11 protein-coding genes, 1 tRNA gene and 2 rRNA genes are annotated in these 15899 nt (G+C 61.6%); 7 read left to right on the forward strand and 7 right to left on the reverse strand.

Going from position 1 to position 15899, the window contains the following annotated elements; translation table 11 throughout:
* The first annotated feature begins 173 nt into the window (after window positions 1-173).
* Window positions 174-3054, forward strand: a 23S ribosomal RNA gene (locus P2869_RS04995).
* A 140-nt stretch (window positions 3055-3194) separates the two neighbouring features.
* A 5S ribosomal RNA gene (gene rrf, locus P2869_RS05000) occupies window positions 3195-3308 on the forward strand.
* Window positions 3309-3477: 169 nt separating this feature from the next.
* Here the strand turns inward: rrf and P2869_RS05005 are convergent.
* Window positions 3478-4563: an S-adenosylmethionine:tRNA ribosyltransferase-isomerase gene (locus P2869_RS05005; protein ID WP_277597632.1), complete on the reverse strand. Its 1086-nt coding sequence runs from the start codon at window positions 4561-4563 to the stop codon at window positions 3478-3480.
* Window positions 4564-4565: 2 nt separating this feature from the next.
* Window positions 4566-5291, reverse strand: coding sequence for an SDR family oxidoreductase (locus P2869_RS05010; protein WP_051062125.1), 726 nt, complete (start codon window positions 5289-5291; stop codon window positions 4566-4568).
* Between the two features lie 118 nt (window positions 5292-5409).
* On the opposite strand from P2869_RS05010, the gene P2869_RS05015 reads away from it, so the two are divergent.
* Window positions 5410-5979, forward strand: coding sequence for a helix-turn-helix transcriptional regulator (locus tag P2869_RS05015; protein ID WP_017777674.1), 570 nt, complete (start codon window positions 5410-5412; stop codon window positions 5977-5979).
* Between the two features lie 317 nt (window positions 5980-6296).
* Here P2869_RS05015 and P2869_RS05020 read toward each other — a convergent pair whose 3' ends face one another.
* From P2869_RS05020 to P2869_RS05030, 3 genes are all read right to left on the reverse strand, one after another.
* Window positions 6297-6470 (reverse strand): hypothetical protein, encoded by a 174-nt coding sequence (locus tag P2869_RS05020; protein WP_017777675.1) that lies wholly within the window; start codon window positions 6468-6470, stop codon window positions 6297-6299.
* 440 nt (window positions 6471-6910) lie between these two features.
* Entirely contained in the window at window positions 6911-8269 is a 1359-nt protein-coding gene (locus tag P2869_RS05025; RefSeq protein WP_277597633.1) for an MATE family efflux transporter, read from the reverse strand.
* Window positions 8266-8574: a DUF2288 domain-containing protein gene (locus P2869_RS05030; protein ID WP_126878932.1), complete on the reverse strand. Its 309-nt coding sequence runs from the start codon at window positions 8572-8574 to the stop codon at window positions 8266-8268. Before P2869_RS05030 ends, P2869_RS05025 begins: the two co-directional genes overlap by 4 nt.
* 173 nt (window positions 8575-8747) lie before the next feature.
* Between P2869_RS05030 and P2869_RS05035 the strand changes: the two genes are divergently transcribed.
* Window positions 8748-9287, forward strand: a complete 540-nt coding sequence (locus P2869_RS05035; protein WP_017777678.1) for a cytochrome b — start codon at window positions 8748-8750, stop codon at window positions 9285-9287.
* Between the two features lie 674 nt (window positions 9288-9961).
* Here the strand turns inward: P2869_RS05035 and P2869_RS05040 are convergent.
* The gene (locus tag P2869_RS05040; protein ID WP_017777679.1) at window positions 9962-10693 is read right to left on the reverse strand and encodes a peptidoglycan DD-metalloendopeptidase family protein; all 732 of its coding nucleotides are present in this window, start codon (window positions 10691-10693) and stop codon (window positions 9962-9964) included.
* 149 nt (window positions 10694-10842) lie between these two features.
* Complete coding sequence (locus P2869_RS05045) at window positions 10843-11751, reverse strand: aldose epimerase (RefSeq protein ID WP_277597634.1); 909 nt, start codon at window positions 11749-11751, stop codon at window positions 10843-10845.
* Window positions 11752-12323: 572 nt separating this feature from the next.
* On the opposite strand from P2869_RS05045, the gene P2869_RS05050 reads away from it, so the two are divergent.
* The 3 genes from P2869_RS05050 to P2869_RS05060 all read left to right on the forward strand — a co-directional run bounded on the left by P2869_RS05050 (window position 12324) and on the right by P2869_RS05060 (window position 15857).
* Window positions 12324-13154 carry an undecaprenyl-diphosphate phosphatase gene (locus P2869_RS05050; protein ID WP_277597635.1) on the forward strand — a complete coding sequence of 277 codons (831 nt, stop codon included), beginning with the start codon at window positions 12324-12326 and terminating at the stop codon, window positions 13152-13154.
* Between the two features lie 133 nt (window positions 13155-13287).
* Window positions 13288-13364, forward strand: a tRNA-Arg gene (locus tag P2869_RS05055).
* A 678-nt stretch (window positions 13365-14042) separates the two neighbouring features.
* Entirely contained in the window at window positions 14043-15857 is a 1815-nt protein-coding gene (locus tag P2869_RS05060) for a ShlB/FhaC/HecB family hemolysin secretion/activation protein (RefSeq protein WP_277597636.1), read from the forward strand.
* Window positions 15858-15899 lie beyond the last annotated feature (42 nt).

Below are 15899 nucleotides of genomic sequence, written 5' to 3' on the forward strand. Positions count from 1 at the left end.
TGATGCGAAAGCGCCTTGTGAGATGGGCGTGAGTAGGTCAGTCAGGGTTGTGATTGTATCGAAAGTATCTCAGGGCCATCGAAGGATGGCATTGGAATACGGCACAACGCTAAAACTCAACCTGTAGCGGTCGAGGTCTGTTCCCTGTGTGGGAAGAGACACACCCGTTATAGGGTCAAGCGAACAAGTGCATGTGGTGGATGCCTTGGCGATCACAGGCGATGAAGGACGCGGTAGCCTGCGAAAAGCTCCGGGGAGCTGGCAAACAAGCTTTGATCCGGAGATGTCCGAATGGGGAAACCCACTCCTTCTGGAGTATCCGTGGCTGAATACATAGGCCATGTGAAGCGAACGCGGCGAACTGAAACATCTAAGTAGCCGCAGGAAAAGAAATCAACCGAGATTCCCAGAGTAGTGGCGAGCGAAATGGGAGCAGCCTGTACTCTTTATCTGAACTGTTAGCCAAACGCTCTGGAAAGTGCGGCCATAGCGGGTGATAGCCCCGTAGGCGAAAACAGGTTGGAAGAACTGGGTGTACGACAAGTAGGGCGGGACACGTGAAATCCTGTCTGAAGATGGGGGGACCATCCTCCAAGGCTAAATACTCGTGATCGACCGATAGTGAACCAGTACCGTGAGGGAAAGGCGAAAAGAACCCCGGGAGGGGAGTGAAACAGATCCTGAAACCGCATGCATACAAACAGTCGGAGCCTCGAAAGGGGTGACGGCGTACCTTTTGTATAATGGGTCAGCGACTTACATTCAGTGGCGAGCTTAACCGTATAGGGCAGGCGTAGCGAAAGCGAGTCCGAACAGGGCGTCCAGTCGCTGGGTGTAGACCCGAAACCAGGTGATCTATCCATGGCCAGGCTGAAGGTGCGGTAACACGTACTGGAGGGCCGAACCCACTGACGTTGAAAAGTCAGGGGATGAGCTGTGGATAGGGGTGAAAGGCTAAACAAACCTGGAAATAGCTGGTTCTCTCCGAAAACTATTTAGGTAGTGCCTCGTGTATCACCTTCGGGGGTAGAGCACTGTCATGGTTGAGGGGTCCATTGCGGATTACCTCGCCATAGCAAACTCCGAATACCGAAGAGTGCAATCACGGGAGACAGACATCGGGTGCTAACGTCCGGTGTCAAGAGGGAAACAACCCAGACCGCCAGCTAAGGTCCCCAAACATGGCTAAGTGGGAAACGAAGTGGGAAGGCTAAAACAGTCAGGAGGTTGGCTTAGAAGCAGCCACCCTTTAAAGAAAGCGTAATAGCTCACTGATCGAGTCGTCCTGCGCGGAAGATGTAACGGGGCTAAGCCATGTACCGAAGCTGCGGATGCGAGCTTGCTCGCATGGTAGGAGAGCGTTCCGTAAGCCTGCGAAGGTGCACCGGAAGGTGTGCTGGAGGTATCGGAAGTGCGAATGCTGACATGAGTAGCGATAAAGGGGGTGAAAGGCCCCCTCGCCGTAAGCCCAAGGTTTCCTACGCAACGTTCATCGGCGTAGGGTGAGTCGGCCCCTAAGGCGAGGCAGAAATGCGTAGCTGATGGGAAGCAGGTCAAGATTCCTGCACCGGCGTGAAATGCGATGGGGGGACGGATCGCGGAAGGTTGTCCGGGTGTTGGAAGTCCCGGTCGCTGCATTGGAGAAGGTGCCCTGGCAAATCCGGGCACGCAATTCAAGGGTGTGGCGCGAGCGGCCTCGGCTGCGAAGCAACTGGAAGGGGTTCCAGGAAAAGCCTCTAAGCTTCAGTTTCACGTTGACCGTACCGCAAACCGACACAGGTGGGCGAGATGAGTATTCTAAGGCGCTTGAGAGAACTCGGGAGAAGGAACTCGGCAAACTGGTACCGTAACTTCGGGATAAGGTACGCCCTGGTAGCTTGACCGGCCTGCGCCGGAAGGGTGAAGGGGTTGCAATAAACTGGTGGCTGCGACTGTTTAATAAAAACACAGCACTCTGCAAACACGAAAGTGGACGTATAGGGTGTGACGCCTGCCCGGTGCCGGAAGATTAAATGATGGGGTGCAAGCTCTTGATTGAAGTCCCGGTAAACGGCGGCCGTAACTATAACGGTCCTAAGGTAGCGAAATTCCTTGTCGGGTAAGTTCCGACCTGCACGAATGGCGTAACGATGGCCACACTGTCTCCTCCCGAGACTCAGCGAAGTTGAAGTGTTTGTGATGATGCAATCTACCCGCGGCTAGACGGAAAGACCCCATGAACCTTTACTGCAGCTTTGCATTGGACTTTGAACCGGTCTGTGTAGGATAGGTGGGAGGCTGTGAAGCGTGGACGCCAGTCTGCGTGGAGCCAACCTTGAAATACCACCCTGGCTTGTTTGAGGTTCTAACCCAGGTCCGTGAATCCGGATCGGGGACAGTGCATGGCAGGCAGTTTGACTGGGGCGGTCTCCTCCCAAAGCGTAACGGAGGAGTACGAAGGTACGCTAGGTACGGTCGGAAATCGTGCTGATAGTGCAATGGCATAAGCGTGCTTGACTGCGAGACCGACAAGTCGAGCAGGTGCGAAAGCAGGTCATAGTGATCCGGTGGTTCTGTATGGAAGGGCCATCGCTCAACGGATAAAAGGTACTCTGGGGATAACAGGCTGATACCGCCCAAGAGTTCATATCGACGGCGGTGTTTGGCACCTCGATGTCGGCTCATCTCATCCTGGGGCTGTAGCCGGTCCCAAGGGTATGGCTGTTCGCCATTTAAAGAGGTACGTGAGCTGGGTTTAAAACGTCGTGAGACAGTTTGGTCCCTATCTGCCGTGGGCGCTGGAAGTTTGAGGGGGCCTGCTCCTAGTACGAGAGGACCGGAGTGGACGAACCTCTGGTGTACCGGTTGTCACGCCAGTGGCATCGCCGGGTAGCTATGTTCGGAAGAGATAACCGCTGAAAGCATCTAAGCGGGAAACTCGCCTCAAGATGAGACTTCCCCGGGGCTTCGAGCCCCTTGAAGGGTCGTTCAAGACCAGGACGTTGATAGGCCGGGTGTGGAAGCGCAGTAATGCGTTAAGCTAACCGGTACTAATTGCCCGTAAGGCTTGATCCTATAACCGGTGTGTTTCAGCACACCGCTACAGTTGCGCGTTGTGCCCAGTCACAACCCCACAGTTACATACGCTGCTTCCCGATTGGCTGCGCCGCAGCCGGGCCTCCGGCCCCGCCCACGCGACGCAGCAACCCGTCATGCCTGATGACCATAGCGAGTCGGTCCCACCCCTTCCCATCCCGAACAGGACCGTGAAACGACTCCACGCCGATGATAGTGCGGATTGCCCGTGTGAAAGTAGGTAATCGTCAGGCTCCTTACCCAGCAAAGACCCCGCCACCCATGTGGCGGGGTCTTCTGCTTTGGGCCAGCGCTTCCCTCCTGAACCACGCCTCGACCCATCCCCTTGGCAGCCCCAAAACCTCCCGCATCTCCAGCCCCAGCAGAACATTTGCACTACTTCGCAGCACACCAGCGAGACCATTAAGCGCATTCTGCCGTCCGCTTGCATTCGCAACATACTTCATCTTTTCTCGCATCACGCTCAATCCATATCGAATCTCCGAATTCGTGTGTCCGGTAGTGCTCGTTTTCGAGTACCGAGGTGGCATGTGCCAGCGTTTGACGGGTAACGAATGCGGCAAGCAGCGCGTAGTGGCTCGATTCCGGCTCATGTGTACCGGAGACGATCACATCAACGATGCGCAATCGCGTATGGCGTCCAATACGCCCGCTCGCAACCCCATCGCCGACGCGTACGCTCCCGTCGGGCATAGCCGCGTGCTCGAGCGCGCGGACGACGGTGGTGCCGATGGCGATCACGCGTCCACCTCGCATGTTCGTTTCCGCGACCAGTCGCGCGGTTGCGAGTGGTATCCGATACGGTTCATCGAGAGGTAAGCGCTCATCGAGGGAAGAATCGCCAGTCGACGACAATCCGGCGGCATGCGTCAGTGTGGCGAAAGACGCGCCCTTGTCACGCAGCGCCTTCAATGTGCGCCAGTCCAGAGCGAAGCCGGCCGAAGGCGGTTCAAATGCAACGGGCAGCGCAGCGATCGGCGTCCACACATCCCACAGTGCGAGCGGTGCTGGAACGTGAGCGTACTGAACCGGTCGGCCATGCGTCGCGAGTCCTTGCCAGATGCTCGTCGGTGTACCGTGGAAATCGAGTTCAACGAAGCGCGGATGATCCAGCGTCCGTACGATCGTTGCCTGCAACGAACCTAGCCGCAATCGGTCGCCGCGAACGAGGGGCGGGGGCGCTTCGCGTGCTTCCGTGGGAGTACGGAAGTCACCGGCGCCGAACACGATGCAACTGAAGCGCGCGACGTCGTTCGGATCGATGGATGCACGGGCCGCTAGCCGGATCTCGATCGGCGCGCCGGTGGGTTCGTGAATCCCGTGAAGACTCGCGGGGAGCGTTGCCGCATCGTTAGCAATGACACAATCGCCAGAGCGCACGAGATCGGCGATCGCGCTCCGAAGGCGATGACGGATGCGTCCACAGCGGTCGATCACGAGAAGCCGTGCATCCTTGGGACGCTGGTTAGGAAGGCTGGCAGCTTGCATCTTCAGCGCACCCCCATCGACATATTTTCGCGTAGGTCATCAAGCGTTGACGTAATCACATCCGCGAACTCGCGTGCTGCATCCGTGGGACGTCGCAAAGTCGCTGGATCGGCATCCGGCAATGCCAGCCGATGCAGCGGAGTGTCCATGTCGCCCGGATCGAGAGCGAGCACGCGGATTCGTTCGTCCGCGAGTTCTGCATTCCAGATGCGGCTCATCTGATGCAGCGCGGCTTTGCTCGAGCCATATGCCCCCCATCTTGCGTACGGCTCGATAGCGGCATCACTCGACACGTTCAGCACCAGTGCACCGCCGTGTTCGCGTGCCGATGCTGCAAGCGCGCCGAGCAACGCCTTCGTTAGCCGGAACGCGCCCAGCACGTTCACTGCGAGCGCTGCTTCGAACTCCTCACATTGGGTATCGGCCAGTAGTGCAAGCGGGGTAGGGCCAAGCGACGACGCGTTGTTCACAAGTACATCGAGACTACCTAGTAGCCCTGTAATCTGCGTCGCAAGCGGATAAATGTCGTCCTTGCGTCCGATGTCGCCTACAAGGCCCACCACACCGGGCCGCTCCGCAGCCACGGCAGCGACACGCTTCGGATCTCGAGCGACAAATGCCACTCGAGCCCCGCGCATGAGCAGTTCGTCCATCAAGGCGAGGCCCAGGCCTGAGGTGCCGCCGGTTATCGCGGCACGTACGCCGCGCAAGTCATCGCGATAGTTCATCGCACTCTCCAGATTGAAGATGGGGCGGCGCACGCACGCCGTCTCGTGGCCTGATAATAGGAACGCGCACGTCCTTGCCCCAGCGCGATGTCCAAACCTTTGTCGGAAAGTCGATACGATGGACGAACTCGATCACGCCGCGCAGCACCTGGCCCGCAATCTCGTTGCGCTAAGACGCACGCGTGCCCTCACGCAGGAGGCGCTGGCGAAGGTCTCCGGATTGCCGCGCTCGACGATCGCCAATCTGGAATCCGGTGACAGTAATCCGTCGCTTACGGTGCTCATGAAAGTGGCGGGTGCGCTGGGGGCGCCGATCGATGAACTGCTGGCCTCGCCCCGGGCGAAAGTGCGCAAGTGGGCGGCGGCCGATGTCCCGACGCACAGCCGCGGCATGGGGCTGACCATCCGGCCGCTTGTGCCGGAGCCGATGCCGGACGGGATACTGGAGACGATGTCCTTCGCGCCGGGTGCAACGATGCGGGGAACACCTCATCTGCCGGGCACGCGCGAGTACTTCACGTGCCTTTCCGGACAAGTGGCCGTGTTTGTTGCGGGCGAACGCCATGGCGTTGCCGCTGGCGAGGTGCTCGCGTTCCCTGGCCACGTGCCGCACTCGTATCGCAACGAAGACGCGCAGCAGGAGGCGTTCAGCGTGTCGATCGTCGTGCTTGCGAAAGCCGGAGTTTGAGGTAGGAGAGAAGAGAAAACGCGTTTATTGCCTGTCCGGGCACAGCGGCCCAGAGCACGCATGGCGTGCCGCTGCCAACGAAGGAAGGGACGCGGAGGCGCCTCGTGTACGCGGTTGTTGCCCCGCAATAACAGGCCAGCCGGCAGTTCGCGCAGCAAGTGCAATGCAGCAAACCGGCGAGGGGCAGCCTGCAAGAACGGCGGCCAAATACGCCACGAGCCAACAACCGTCAGCCAACAACAACCCGCGCAGCGCGTCGCCAGACGCCCTGCAGCGCTGCCAACCCCAGACAGAACAGCCTCGGACGGAGCGAGCCTTCAATGCCTGCGCCGCGTCCAGTCGAGCATGTGATGCTCGGCCAGCCAGTGGTGCATCATGCCTTCACCGTGGTGCTCGCGCCGGTAGGTCCGCGATTCGAAGATGGTCAGTCCTAGCAAGACGAGCAAGCCCACGGTCAGTCCGACCAGGCCCGCGATTGACTCGGCATCCATGGCAGCCTCCTTGGACGATTGCGGCCATGCGTACATGGTAGGACAGCAAAAACGAACCGGGGAGGAGAAGTGTACGTTGCGGCAAACCGCCCGCGGGCGCGTCCCTGGCGCTTTGCGCGTAGACTCGCGGCTTTGCCACTTCGCCGCATCCGGCTTCGGGAAATCCATGAGTCGTCCCTTTTTGATCCTCTTGTTCTTGTCTGCATTAACCGGCTGTGCCGACAATTCGTCCGCCGTGCGCCATGGCCCTCCGCCGCAGGATCCGCCGGACTATCACGGGGTGCCCACCGACGTCCGGCCGCCGCAGATGATCGAGGCACCGGAGGCGGCGCCGAAATAGACGCAAAACAGCCGCGAAACGTCGTGTTCGCGGAATGCGCGGCGGCTTACACAGGAAGAGCCGACGGCGCCGGCGCGAGCAGTCTGGCGCGTCTGCGCGTCTACGGCTGATGCGCCGCTATCGACGCCGCGAGCCGCGGCAGCCGCATGAGCAGCGTGATGCCGCGCGCTGCCATGAACGCGAGCAGCGCGGCCCACAGTCCGTGGTTGCCGAGCGGCGCAACGAGCGCCCACGACGCCGCCATGAACACGCCGCCCGACAGCGCCATCGAATACATCAGGTCCCGCGTGCGCGTCGCGCCAATAAACACGCCATCGAGCAGAAAGCCCCACACGGAAACGACCGGCGACAGCGCCGCCCACGGCAGAAAAACCTCCGCGGCGGCTCGAATGGCACGCTGATCCGTCAGTCGTTCGACGATCCAGGCGCCCGCCGCGCCGTACACGAGCGAAAACCCCAGCGCACCCAGTGCCGACCAGAACATCGTGACCCTGACGGACTGACGGAAGGCATCGCGATCGCGTGCGCCGGTTGCGGCGCCCACGAGCGCTTCCGCGGCGTGGGCGAAGCCGTCGAGTCCATACGCCATGAAGGTCTGGAAATTGAGTAGCAGGGCGTTGGCGGCCAGAATCGCGTCACCCTGGTTTGCGCCCAGATGCGCGAACCATCCGAACGCACCAAGGATGCACAGGGTGCGCAGGAAGATGTCGCGATTGATCGCTACCAGCCGCTTCAGTGCGACCGGATCCGCGAGTTGCGCGCTGTCGAGCCGCGGCAGATTGCGCGGCAGCAACTGCCGCAGCACGATGGCCCCGAGCACGAAGCCAAGCGCATCCGCGGTCGCCGTCGCGGCCCCGATACCCGCGATGTTCCAGCCGAATCCATACACGTAAAGCAGTACGGCGACGACGTTGACCGTGTTGATGAACACCTGGATGACGAGCGCCGTGCGCACCCGCTGCACGCCCAGCAGGTATCCGAGCACGACATAATTCGCGAGCGCAAAAGGTGCGGAGCCGATCCGCGCGCGGCAATAGACCTGCGCATTGCGCCGGACGTCGTCGCTACCGCCGATCGCACGCAGCGTGTGCTCGATCAGCGGACCTTGCAGCACGAGGACAGCCAAACCCGCCACGAGCGCCAGCATGAGCGCCCGCACGACGTTGATCCGCAGCGCGGCGACATCGTTTGCGCCGAATGCCTGCGCGACGAGTCCCGTCGTGCCCATGCGCAGAAAGCCGAAGCCCCAGAAAACGAAGTTGAAAAAGAGGCCGCCTAGCGCAACGCCACCAAGGTTCGCGGCACCGTCGAAATGGCCTGCCACGGCGGTATCCACCGCGCCCAGAATGGGCTGGGTCAGATTCGCGATAACGATGGGGAAGGCGAGCGTGAGAACCCGCCGGTGCCAGTCGACCGGAGCCGCCGGTGAGGCGGCCCGCTCGCCGGCAGGGCTGCTCAACTGCGCTCCTGGACACACACCCAGGGCGACACGACGACAGCCCACAGTTCGGGATCGCGGGCGGTGAAGTCGGCCGCGGTGTCGGCCTGCATGCGCTCGACAAGCCCCGCGGAAAGCCATTGCGTGACCTGCTGCGTGTCGTCGCTCGCGATCGCCTCGGCGACACTCACGAGATCGAGATCGCGCGCCACCCGCAGCAGCTTGCCTTGTGCGAAAAAGCGTTCGAGATCTTGCCAGTCGATTTTCGCCGTTTCGCCAAGGAGCTTGAGATAGAGCGCGCTGTGAGAAGCTGGGTTCGTCGTCATCGTATTGGAATGGGACATGAGCGGTGACTACTATAAATCATCAAGCCGTTTGCAGACCAGGCCGTCCGGCTGCTTGAGCCATACACTGGCACTCGTTATGCTTCCAACCGGCGAATACTGGGCCGTGCGGCTTATTGCACGGCATATCCGAAGACCGAACCATCGAGGTATCAATGGCTTACTCCACTCCCCCCAAATACGATCCCTTCTCGAGACTGCTGCACTGGCTCATCTTCGTGTTGCTCGTTATTCAGTTCATCGTGGCGTGGACCATGCCGGGCATCCATCGCGGCACGCAGCCTGCAGGGCTCATCACGTGGCATCTCGAACTGGGCACGGCGATCGTCGCCGTCATGGTCGTTCGGCTCATATGGCGCGCCGTGCGCCCGGAACCCGCGCCAGCCGAGGGATCAGCCATGCTGCGTTCCGTAGCCCGCCTGACGCATGGTGTCCTGTATCTGCTGCTGATCGCGCAACCCTTGATGGGTTGGGCCAATGCATCGTCGAGAGGATGGTCGCTCACGCTGTTCGGGGTGATTCCGCTGCCGCCGCTCTCGGCTCAGGGCTCCACACTCGGGCATGAACTAGGCGATCTGCATGGCGCGCTCGCCTGGGGACTGCTTGGCTTGATCGGCCTGCACGTGGCGGCCGCGCTTTACCACCACTTCGTGTTGCGTGACGGCGTGATCCGCCGCATGTTGCCCGGTTCCTGATGCGCTTGCCCGATCCCGCCGCTCGCAACCAACCCGCGTGCCGTTGCGTCGAAATGCACCGGGCGGTGGAATCGGGCGATATAGCCGCGTGGTCAGACGTGCACGTTCTGGCCACTTCGCTCGTTAAATTCGCGATAAGCTAATTTTGCGATATTTAGTCGTACGAGAAAGTGGTGTGTATTCGTGTGTCTATACTGATCGCTATTGTTAAAACACGTTTGATGAGTGCGTTCGCGTACAAAGCTTTAAATCTCCGCGAAGCTGTCCTATCCTTTCGTTAACCCGCGCTTTTGCCGGGCGCCGGAATTGCAGACTCTCGCCTCGCGCATTGTTCGCGTGAATCCCGCAAAGCTATACGCCATGCGCCTCTTGCCGATGCGGTGCCACGCACTCCGGTCTCCTTTCATCTACCGAATTACGTCGTTTCGCGATGTTTTAGCTTTCGCGAGTGGCTTCTCTTTCGCTTCACATAGCGCGTAATCCGTTCGCCGCATCACATTTCATTGGCAATTAATCGATTGCGCTGTATTAGACGCGTTGCTAGATTCCCAATTGGCGCATGGCGAACCGGTCCTTTGCCGATATGCGCCGAACCCCCGTTCGCCCGGCCTCGAGCCGGGCTTTTTTTTTGCCCCTGCAATACGACGATGCGCGTGCTTGGCGGCCCATGTTGACTAACGCGGCGGCAATGAACGGGAAGGGTCGATGGAGCGTCCTTCATAGCGCAGCTCGAAATGCAACATCGGACGATCCGAATCCGTATCGCCCATTTCGGCAATCTTCTGTCCTTGCGCAACCGTTTGCCCTTCCTTCACGAGCAGCGTGCGGTTATGCGCGTAGGCCGTGAGGTAGTCGCTGTTGTGCTTGATGATCAGCAGATTGCCGTAGCCGCGCAGACCGTTGCCTGCGTAGACCACCGTGCCTCGCGCCGCTGCGACGACCGGCGTGCCGGGGCTGTTCGAGATGTCGATGCCCTTGGAATTCTTGCCGTCGAAACCCCGCACCACGTTGCCCGCGGCCGGCCAGACGAGCGAGATGGGCGCGGCGGGGGCGGCCGACGGCGCCGCTGAAGATGCGCTCCCGGACGCTGTGCCGGTTGCGGTGCCGCTGCGAGCGGCCGGCGCGCCGGATTCGGCCGTGCCGCGCGATGCTCCGTTGCCGCTCGACACCGTCCCGGAAGGCGGAGCGACACGCAGCACCTGACCGACCTCGATGGAATCCGGGTTCGACAGGTTGTTCCAGCGGACGATGCTCTGCACGGACTGCCGGTTAGTCCGCGCAATCTTCGATAGCGTGTCGCCGCGTTCGACGCGGTAGTAGCCCGGTCCCACCGGCGCCGACCCACAGGCGGCGAGTGCCGCGACGAGCCCTGCGCAGGCGAGCCGCCTGATTCTTGTTGCCAACATTGGACCTCGCAATGCGTCGCGTGCATACCGATCCCCGATCGCGCGACAGTCGCAAAAAACGTCCGATTCTAACGGGTTTGCATTTTGCGACGTCAACTGAAACGCCGCGCATGGCGCGCGGCGTGATCCTGGCGCATCGCGGTCGAGGGTTAGCGCAAGGCGCTCACGGTGATGCGCAGTGCCGCTTCTTCGGTCGCGCCCGGTGGGAGCCAGCGCAGGCCGAGACCGTTGTGGATGGCATCGGGCAGACCGAGCCACGGCTCAACGCAATAGAAGTCCGACTCCGGGCGCTCGGTCCAGGTGGTCACGGCGTACCAGGGCACGGAACCCGGGCGACGCAGGTCGATCGTGATCGTCCGGTTCAGGCCGGGGGCGATCACGCGTACGGGGGTATCCGGCGCGCCGTCGAGACAGTGAAACCGGTCGTGGATGCGCGCTTCGTCGAGCGTGTAGCGCTGTGCCCCCGGCTCCGGCGTACTGATAGTGCCGTCGGGCAATTGGTGGCGGCGTTGCGTGCGCGGCAGTTCGAGCACCGTTTCGGCACGCTGATCGTGCGGTAGGGTGAAATAAAAGTGATGGCCGGCGTAGTAGGGCAGCGGCTCAGTGCCAGTGTTTGTCGTCGTCAGCGCAACGTCGAGCGTGTGGGCATCGGCGAGGCGATACGTCGCTTCGAAGCGGAATCCGAACGGATAGCCGGCGCGCGTAGCCTCGCTATCGGTGAGCGTGAGCCGTACGCCGTGGCTGTCCGCATCGGGTTGGGCGGCGAACGGCAGGTCGCGTGCGAAGCCGTGCATCGGCACGTCGCGGACCGTGCCCTCGGCATCGCGCCAGCGGCCGATTTCGCCGTCCGCGCGATGGCGCCCGAGAAACGGGAACAAAAGCGGATTGCCGCCGCGCACGCGTGCGGGTTCGGCCCAGTTCGCGTCGTCGGGCCAATAGATGACGGACTGGCCGTCGATGTGCCACGACAGCAGCCGGCCGCCGGCCTGCGGCGCGACGCGCAGCAGCGACGCGCCGTGTGCGATCTCGAGAATGTCCTGTTGCTGGAATTGGGGCATGTCGATCGGATACGTCGAATACATGGAAAAGGAAGGAAGCCACGCCATGCAAGGCGCGACCCCGCAGGCGAACGGCGATTGTGCGCCGCTTTGGGCTACGGGGAAACCCTTCCCGGGAAATTGCGAGTGTCGTGCCGGCAGAGGCTTGTCGATAATCCGCATACCGCCCGGTAAAACGCGACCCCGGGCCCGACCGGACCGGAGGCGCTATGGATCTCGCAATGGCAATGGGCGTAGCTTTATTCGGCATGTTCACAGCGAGCACCGTTTACTTTTTCTACAAGGTCGCGCGCTGAAGTTGAAGTGCGCCGTGGCCGCCAGGCTACCGCCGCGTGTTTGCCTTTCGTCTTCCTGACAATGCCTTTTCAGCAGGGCCCGCATCATGGCGGGCCTTTTGCTTGTCGTGCTCCCGATGTTTTCTGCCGCGCCCGTCGCTCTGACGCGGTGCAATAAATAAATCGTCAAAAATCGCCGAACGCTTGGCGCATCCATACTGCACCGGCATAATCGGTGCGCTTCGGGCGCCGGGGCGGCACGCCGGCGCGATGTTCATCCAATGCGAGGATCCGCGCGTGAGCTTTTCGTTCCTGATCTTTTTGAGCGTGTTGCAGGGCGTCACTGAACTTTTCCCTGTCAGCAGTCTCGGACACACCCTTCTCGTGCCCGCGCTGTTCGGCATGCACATCGACAAGCACGCGCCCCAACTGCTGCCGTTCCTCGTGGCGCTGCATCTGGGCACCGCGCTTGCGCTGCTGCTGTATTTCCACAAGCGGTGGATCGCGCTGATCGGCGGCTTTTTCAGCTCGCTCGCGGGGCGGCACAACGACGACGGCCACATGATGTGGGCGCTCATCATCGGAACGATTCCGGCCGGGATTGTCGGCCTCGTGCTTGAAAAGCGGCTCGAGCGCATCTTTCACGACCTGCGGATCGTCGCGATTGCGTTGATCATCAATGGGCTGCTGCTCTGGTTCGGCGACTGGCTGCAGCGCTCGCGCGCGCATCGTCCGCCGGAAAAGCTGACGTTCAGGCAGGCGTTCCTCGTGGGCCTCGCGCAAATCGGCGCGCTGATTCCGGGTTTCTCGCGCAGCGGCCTCACGATGATCGCCGGCAACGCGGCGGGCCTCACCGCGGAAAAGGCCGCCGAGTTTTCGTTTCTGCTCGGCACGCCGATCATCTTCGCGGCGGGCCTGCTGGAGTTGCCCAAACTCTTTCACGCGCCGGGCCAGCTCGGGGACGCGCTCGTGGGCGGCGTCCTGACCGGCATTGCGGCATGGCTGAGCATCCGCTTTTTGATGCGCTACTTCGAAGGCCGTGGACGCCTGGCGTCGTTCGGCATCTATTGCGCGATTGCCGGCGTGGCGTTCCTCACGTGGTTCATGCTGCATCCGCAACCCGTCTGAGCACGCCAGGATGCGGATGCGCGCGGCTCAGCCCGCGGCATTCAAGGTATAATTCCGCGCTTGCTCCCTTCCTTTGGGAGCAACCATCATCTTCATTTCGGGCGGCGTTGCGGACGCCGCTTCCCGTCGATATGCGGCAGTAGCTCAGCTGGATAGAGCATCGGCCTTCTAAGCCGAGGGTCGGGGGTTCGAGCCCCTCCTGCCGTGCCAATCACCCAGAATTGCCATCGTCGCATTTCTCGTGCATCGATGTTACGTTTCTTCGGGCTCCAGCATAGCTATGCTGCGCGTCTAGCGCACTTCGACACACGGTTGCAGTTCGCACATCGAGCGACGACGAACCAACTGCGCGTGCGTTTCCGTAGACCCCTCGCCGCCTCGTCACCCAGCTGCGGTAGATGATCCAATTTGCATAAAGTGTTGTATTTGCACATTTTTTGCAACCTTTCATGTCGGATCATTGCGTGTTTCGTTAAATTACATTCCGTTACAAAAACAGTCTGACGATAAAAATGAATTACGGGGTCCATCGGCTTGCGTCGGGCAAGCCGCGGGGTGCGCCTGTGGCTATCGGGGAAGTACTGGGCTACCGGGCGAGTGTCGGGAAAATCATCACGGAAGACCGGGCGGTGCGACGGAGCTTTCCGCGCGGCGCGCATCGCGCGGATGCTATGCGCACACTGACGCTGCACGCCCCAGCTTTTTCGAAGCACGCGTGCACGGTCGCCGCTCGCCGCTCGCGCACCCGCCTGTGTGTCATCGAAGCCAGGAAAAGCCGGGTACAAGCAGCGCATGACTGTACGTTCCACGCGCTAGAGCTGATCGAGACTCCTCTCTTGCCGGGGAACCGGCAGGACGTGGCGACCCTCGCGCCCTGAGTACCCGCCGATGAGCAAGCTTAAATTCGGCCGAACCGCGCACAGGTTCGCAGAGGGCAGTCACGCGCGCTGGCACAGCGTCAGGCAGTTCGCGTTGGTATGTGCGGCCCTGCTTGTCGCCTCGTCCACCCATCTCGCGCACGCGCAATCCAACGATCCGCTCGGCGAGCAGGAACAGCGTCGACGGGCTCAGGAGCAGGCGACCGAGCGCGAGCGCGCGCTACACGCGCCCAACGTTGCGCTTCAGCCCGTCGAGCGCGCACCGGAAGACGACGGCAAGGTGCCTGCCGAAACGCCGTGCTTCAAGGTCGAAGAACTGACGCTGGAAGTGCCACCCGGCCTGAGCGATATCGTGGAGGCGGCTGGTGCACGCGCCCTGTCGCCCAATCCGCTCTTTCCCGGCGAGTTGACGTTCGCGAGCGATTACCTCCAGCGCTATCGCGGTCAATGCGTGGGGCGAGAGGGGCTGAACCTGATCGTGCATCGGGTGATGGCCCGCATCATCGAGAAAGGCTATTCGACAACGCGTGTTGTCATCGGCGCGCAGGACATTTCGACAGGCAGGCTGAAGCTCCAACTGATTCCCGGCGTGATCAGTGCGATCCGTTTTGCCGATCCGTCGACGTACGGCACCTGGCGCAACGCATTCCCGACGAAGGCAGGCGACCTGCTGAATCTGCGCAATCTCGAGCAGGGTCTCGAGCAGATGAAGCGTGTGCCGAACCAGGATGTCGACATGCAGATCGTTCCGGGACCGGCGGCCGGCGAAAGCGACGTCGTGATTACCGTGAAGCGCACGAAGCCGTGGTCGCTCTCCGTGAGTGCCGACGACAGCGGCCTCAGGTCCACGGGGCAGTTGCAGGGCAGCGTGAGCCTTACGCTCGACAATCCGCTGGGCCTGTCCGATCTGCTCAACATCGGCTACAGCCACGACATCAACGGCCACACGAGCCAGTACGGCACGCACGGCAGCAGCGCGTATTACTCGATTCCCTGGGGCAACTGGACGTTCACGGCGACGGGCAGCCAGTACGACTACCACCAGCAGATCGCCGGCGCGTTCACGACGCTCGTCTCAAGCGGCAAGTCGACCAATTTCGATGTGAAGGCGGAGTACCAGTTCTACCGCAACCAGGTGCAGAAGAACATGGTGGAGTTCCGCGTCGGCAAGCGCTTCAGCGAAGCGTTCATCGACGGCACGGAGATCGACGTCCAGCACCGCGACAACAGCTACGCGGAAGTCGGCTGGGAGCACAAGCACTACTTCGGCGCGGCGCAACTCGACAGCACGCTGGCGTATCGCTGGGGCGTGCCGTGGTTCGGCGCACAGGCCGATCTGCCCGGCGTCGGCGCGGGCGCGCCGACGTACTACTACCACATGGAAACGCTCGACGCGACGCTGAGCGTGCCGTTTGCCATTGCGGGCTTTCCGCTGCGCTACACCGCCACGGTGCGCGCGCAGAACACGCCGAACGTGCTCTATCCCACCGAGTATTTCTCGATCGGCAGCCGCTATACGGTGCGCGGCTTCGATGGCGACACCATGCTCGCCGCCGAGAAAGGCGTGTTCATGCGCAACGAGCTGGAAGTCCCCATTTCGCGCCTGGGTCAGGCCGTGTACGTCGGGCTCGACGGCGGCGAGGTCTTCGGTCCGGAAGCCAACAACCTGCTGGGGCGCCGTCTCGTCGGAGCGGTGATCGGCCTGCGTGGCAGCGCCTTCAAACACGTCAGTTACGACGTCTTCATCGGCGGTCCGTTGTACCAGCCCGAGCGTTTCCCGAACCACTGGCCCGTCGCGGGCTTCAGCGTGAGCTTCATGCTATGAACACAAACATCTATCGCGTGATCTTCAATGCCGGCCGCGGCC

The organism is Paraburkholderia sp. SUR17, from assembly GCF_029536165.1.
Lineage (GTDB): Bacteria > Pseudomonadota > Gammaproteobacteria > Burkholderiales > Burkholderiaceae > Paraburkholderia > Paraburkholderia kururiensis.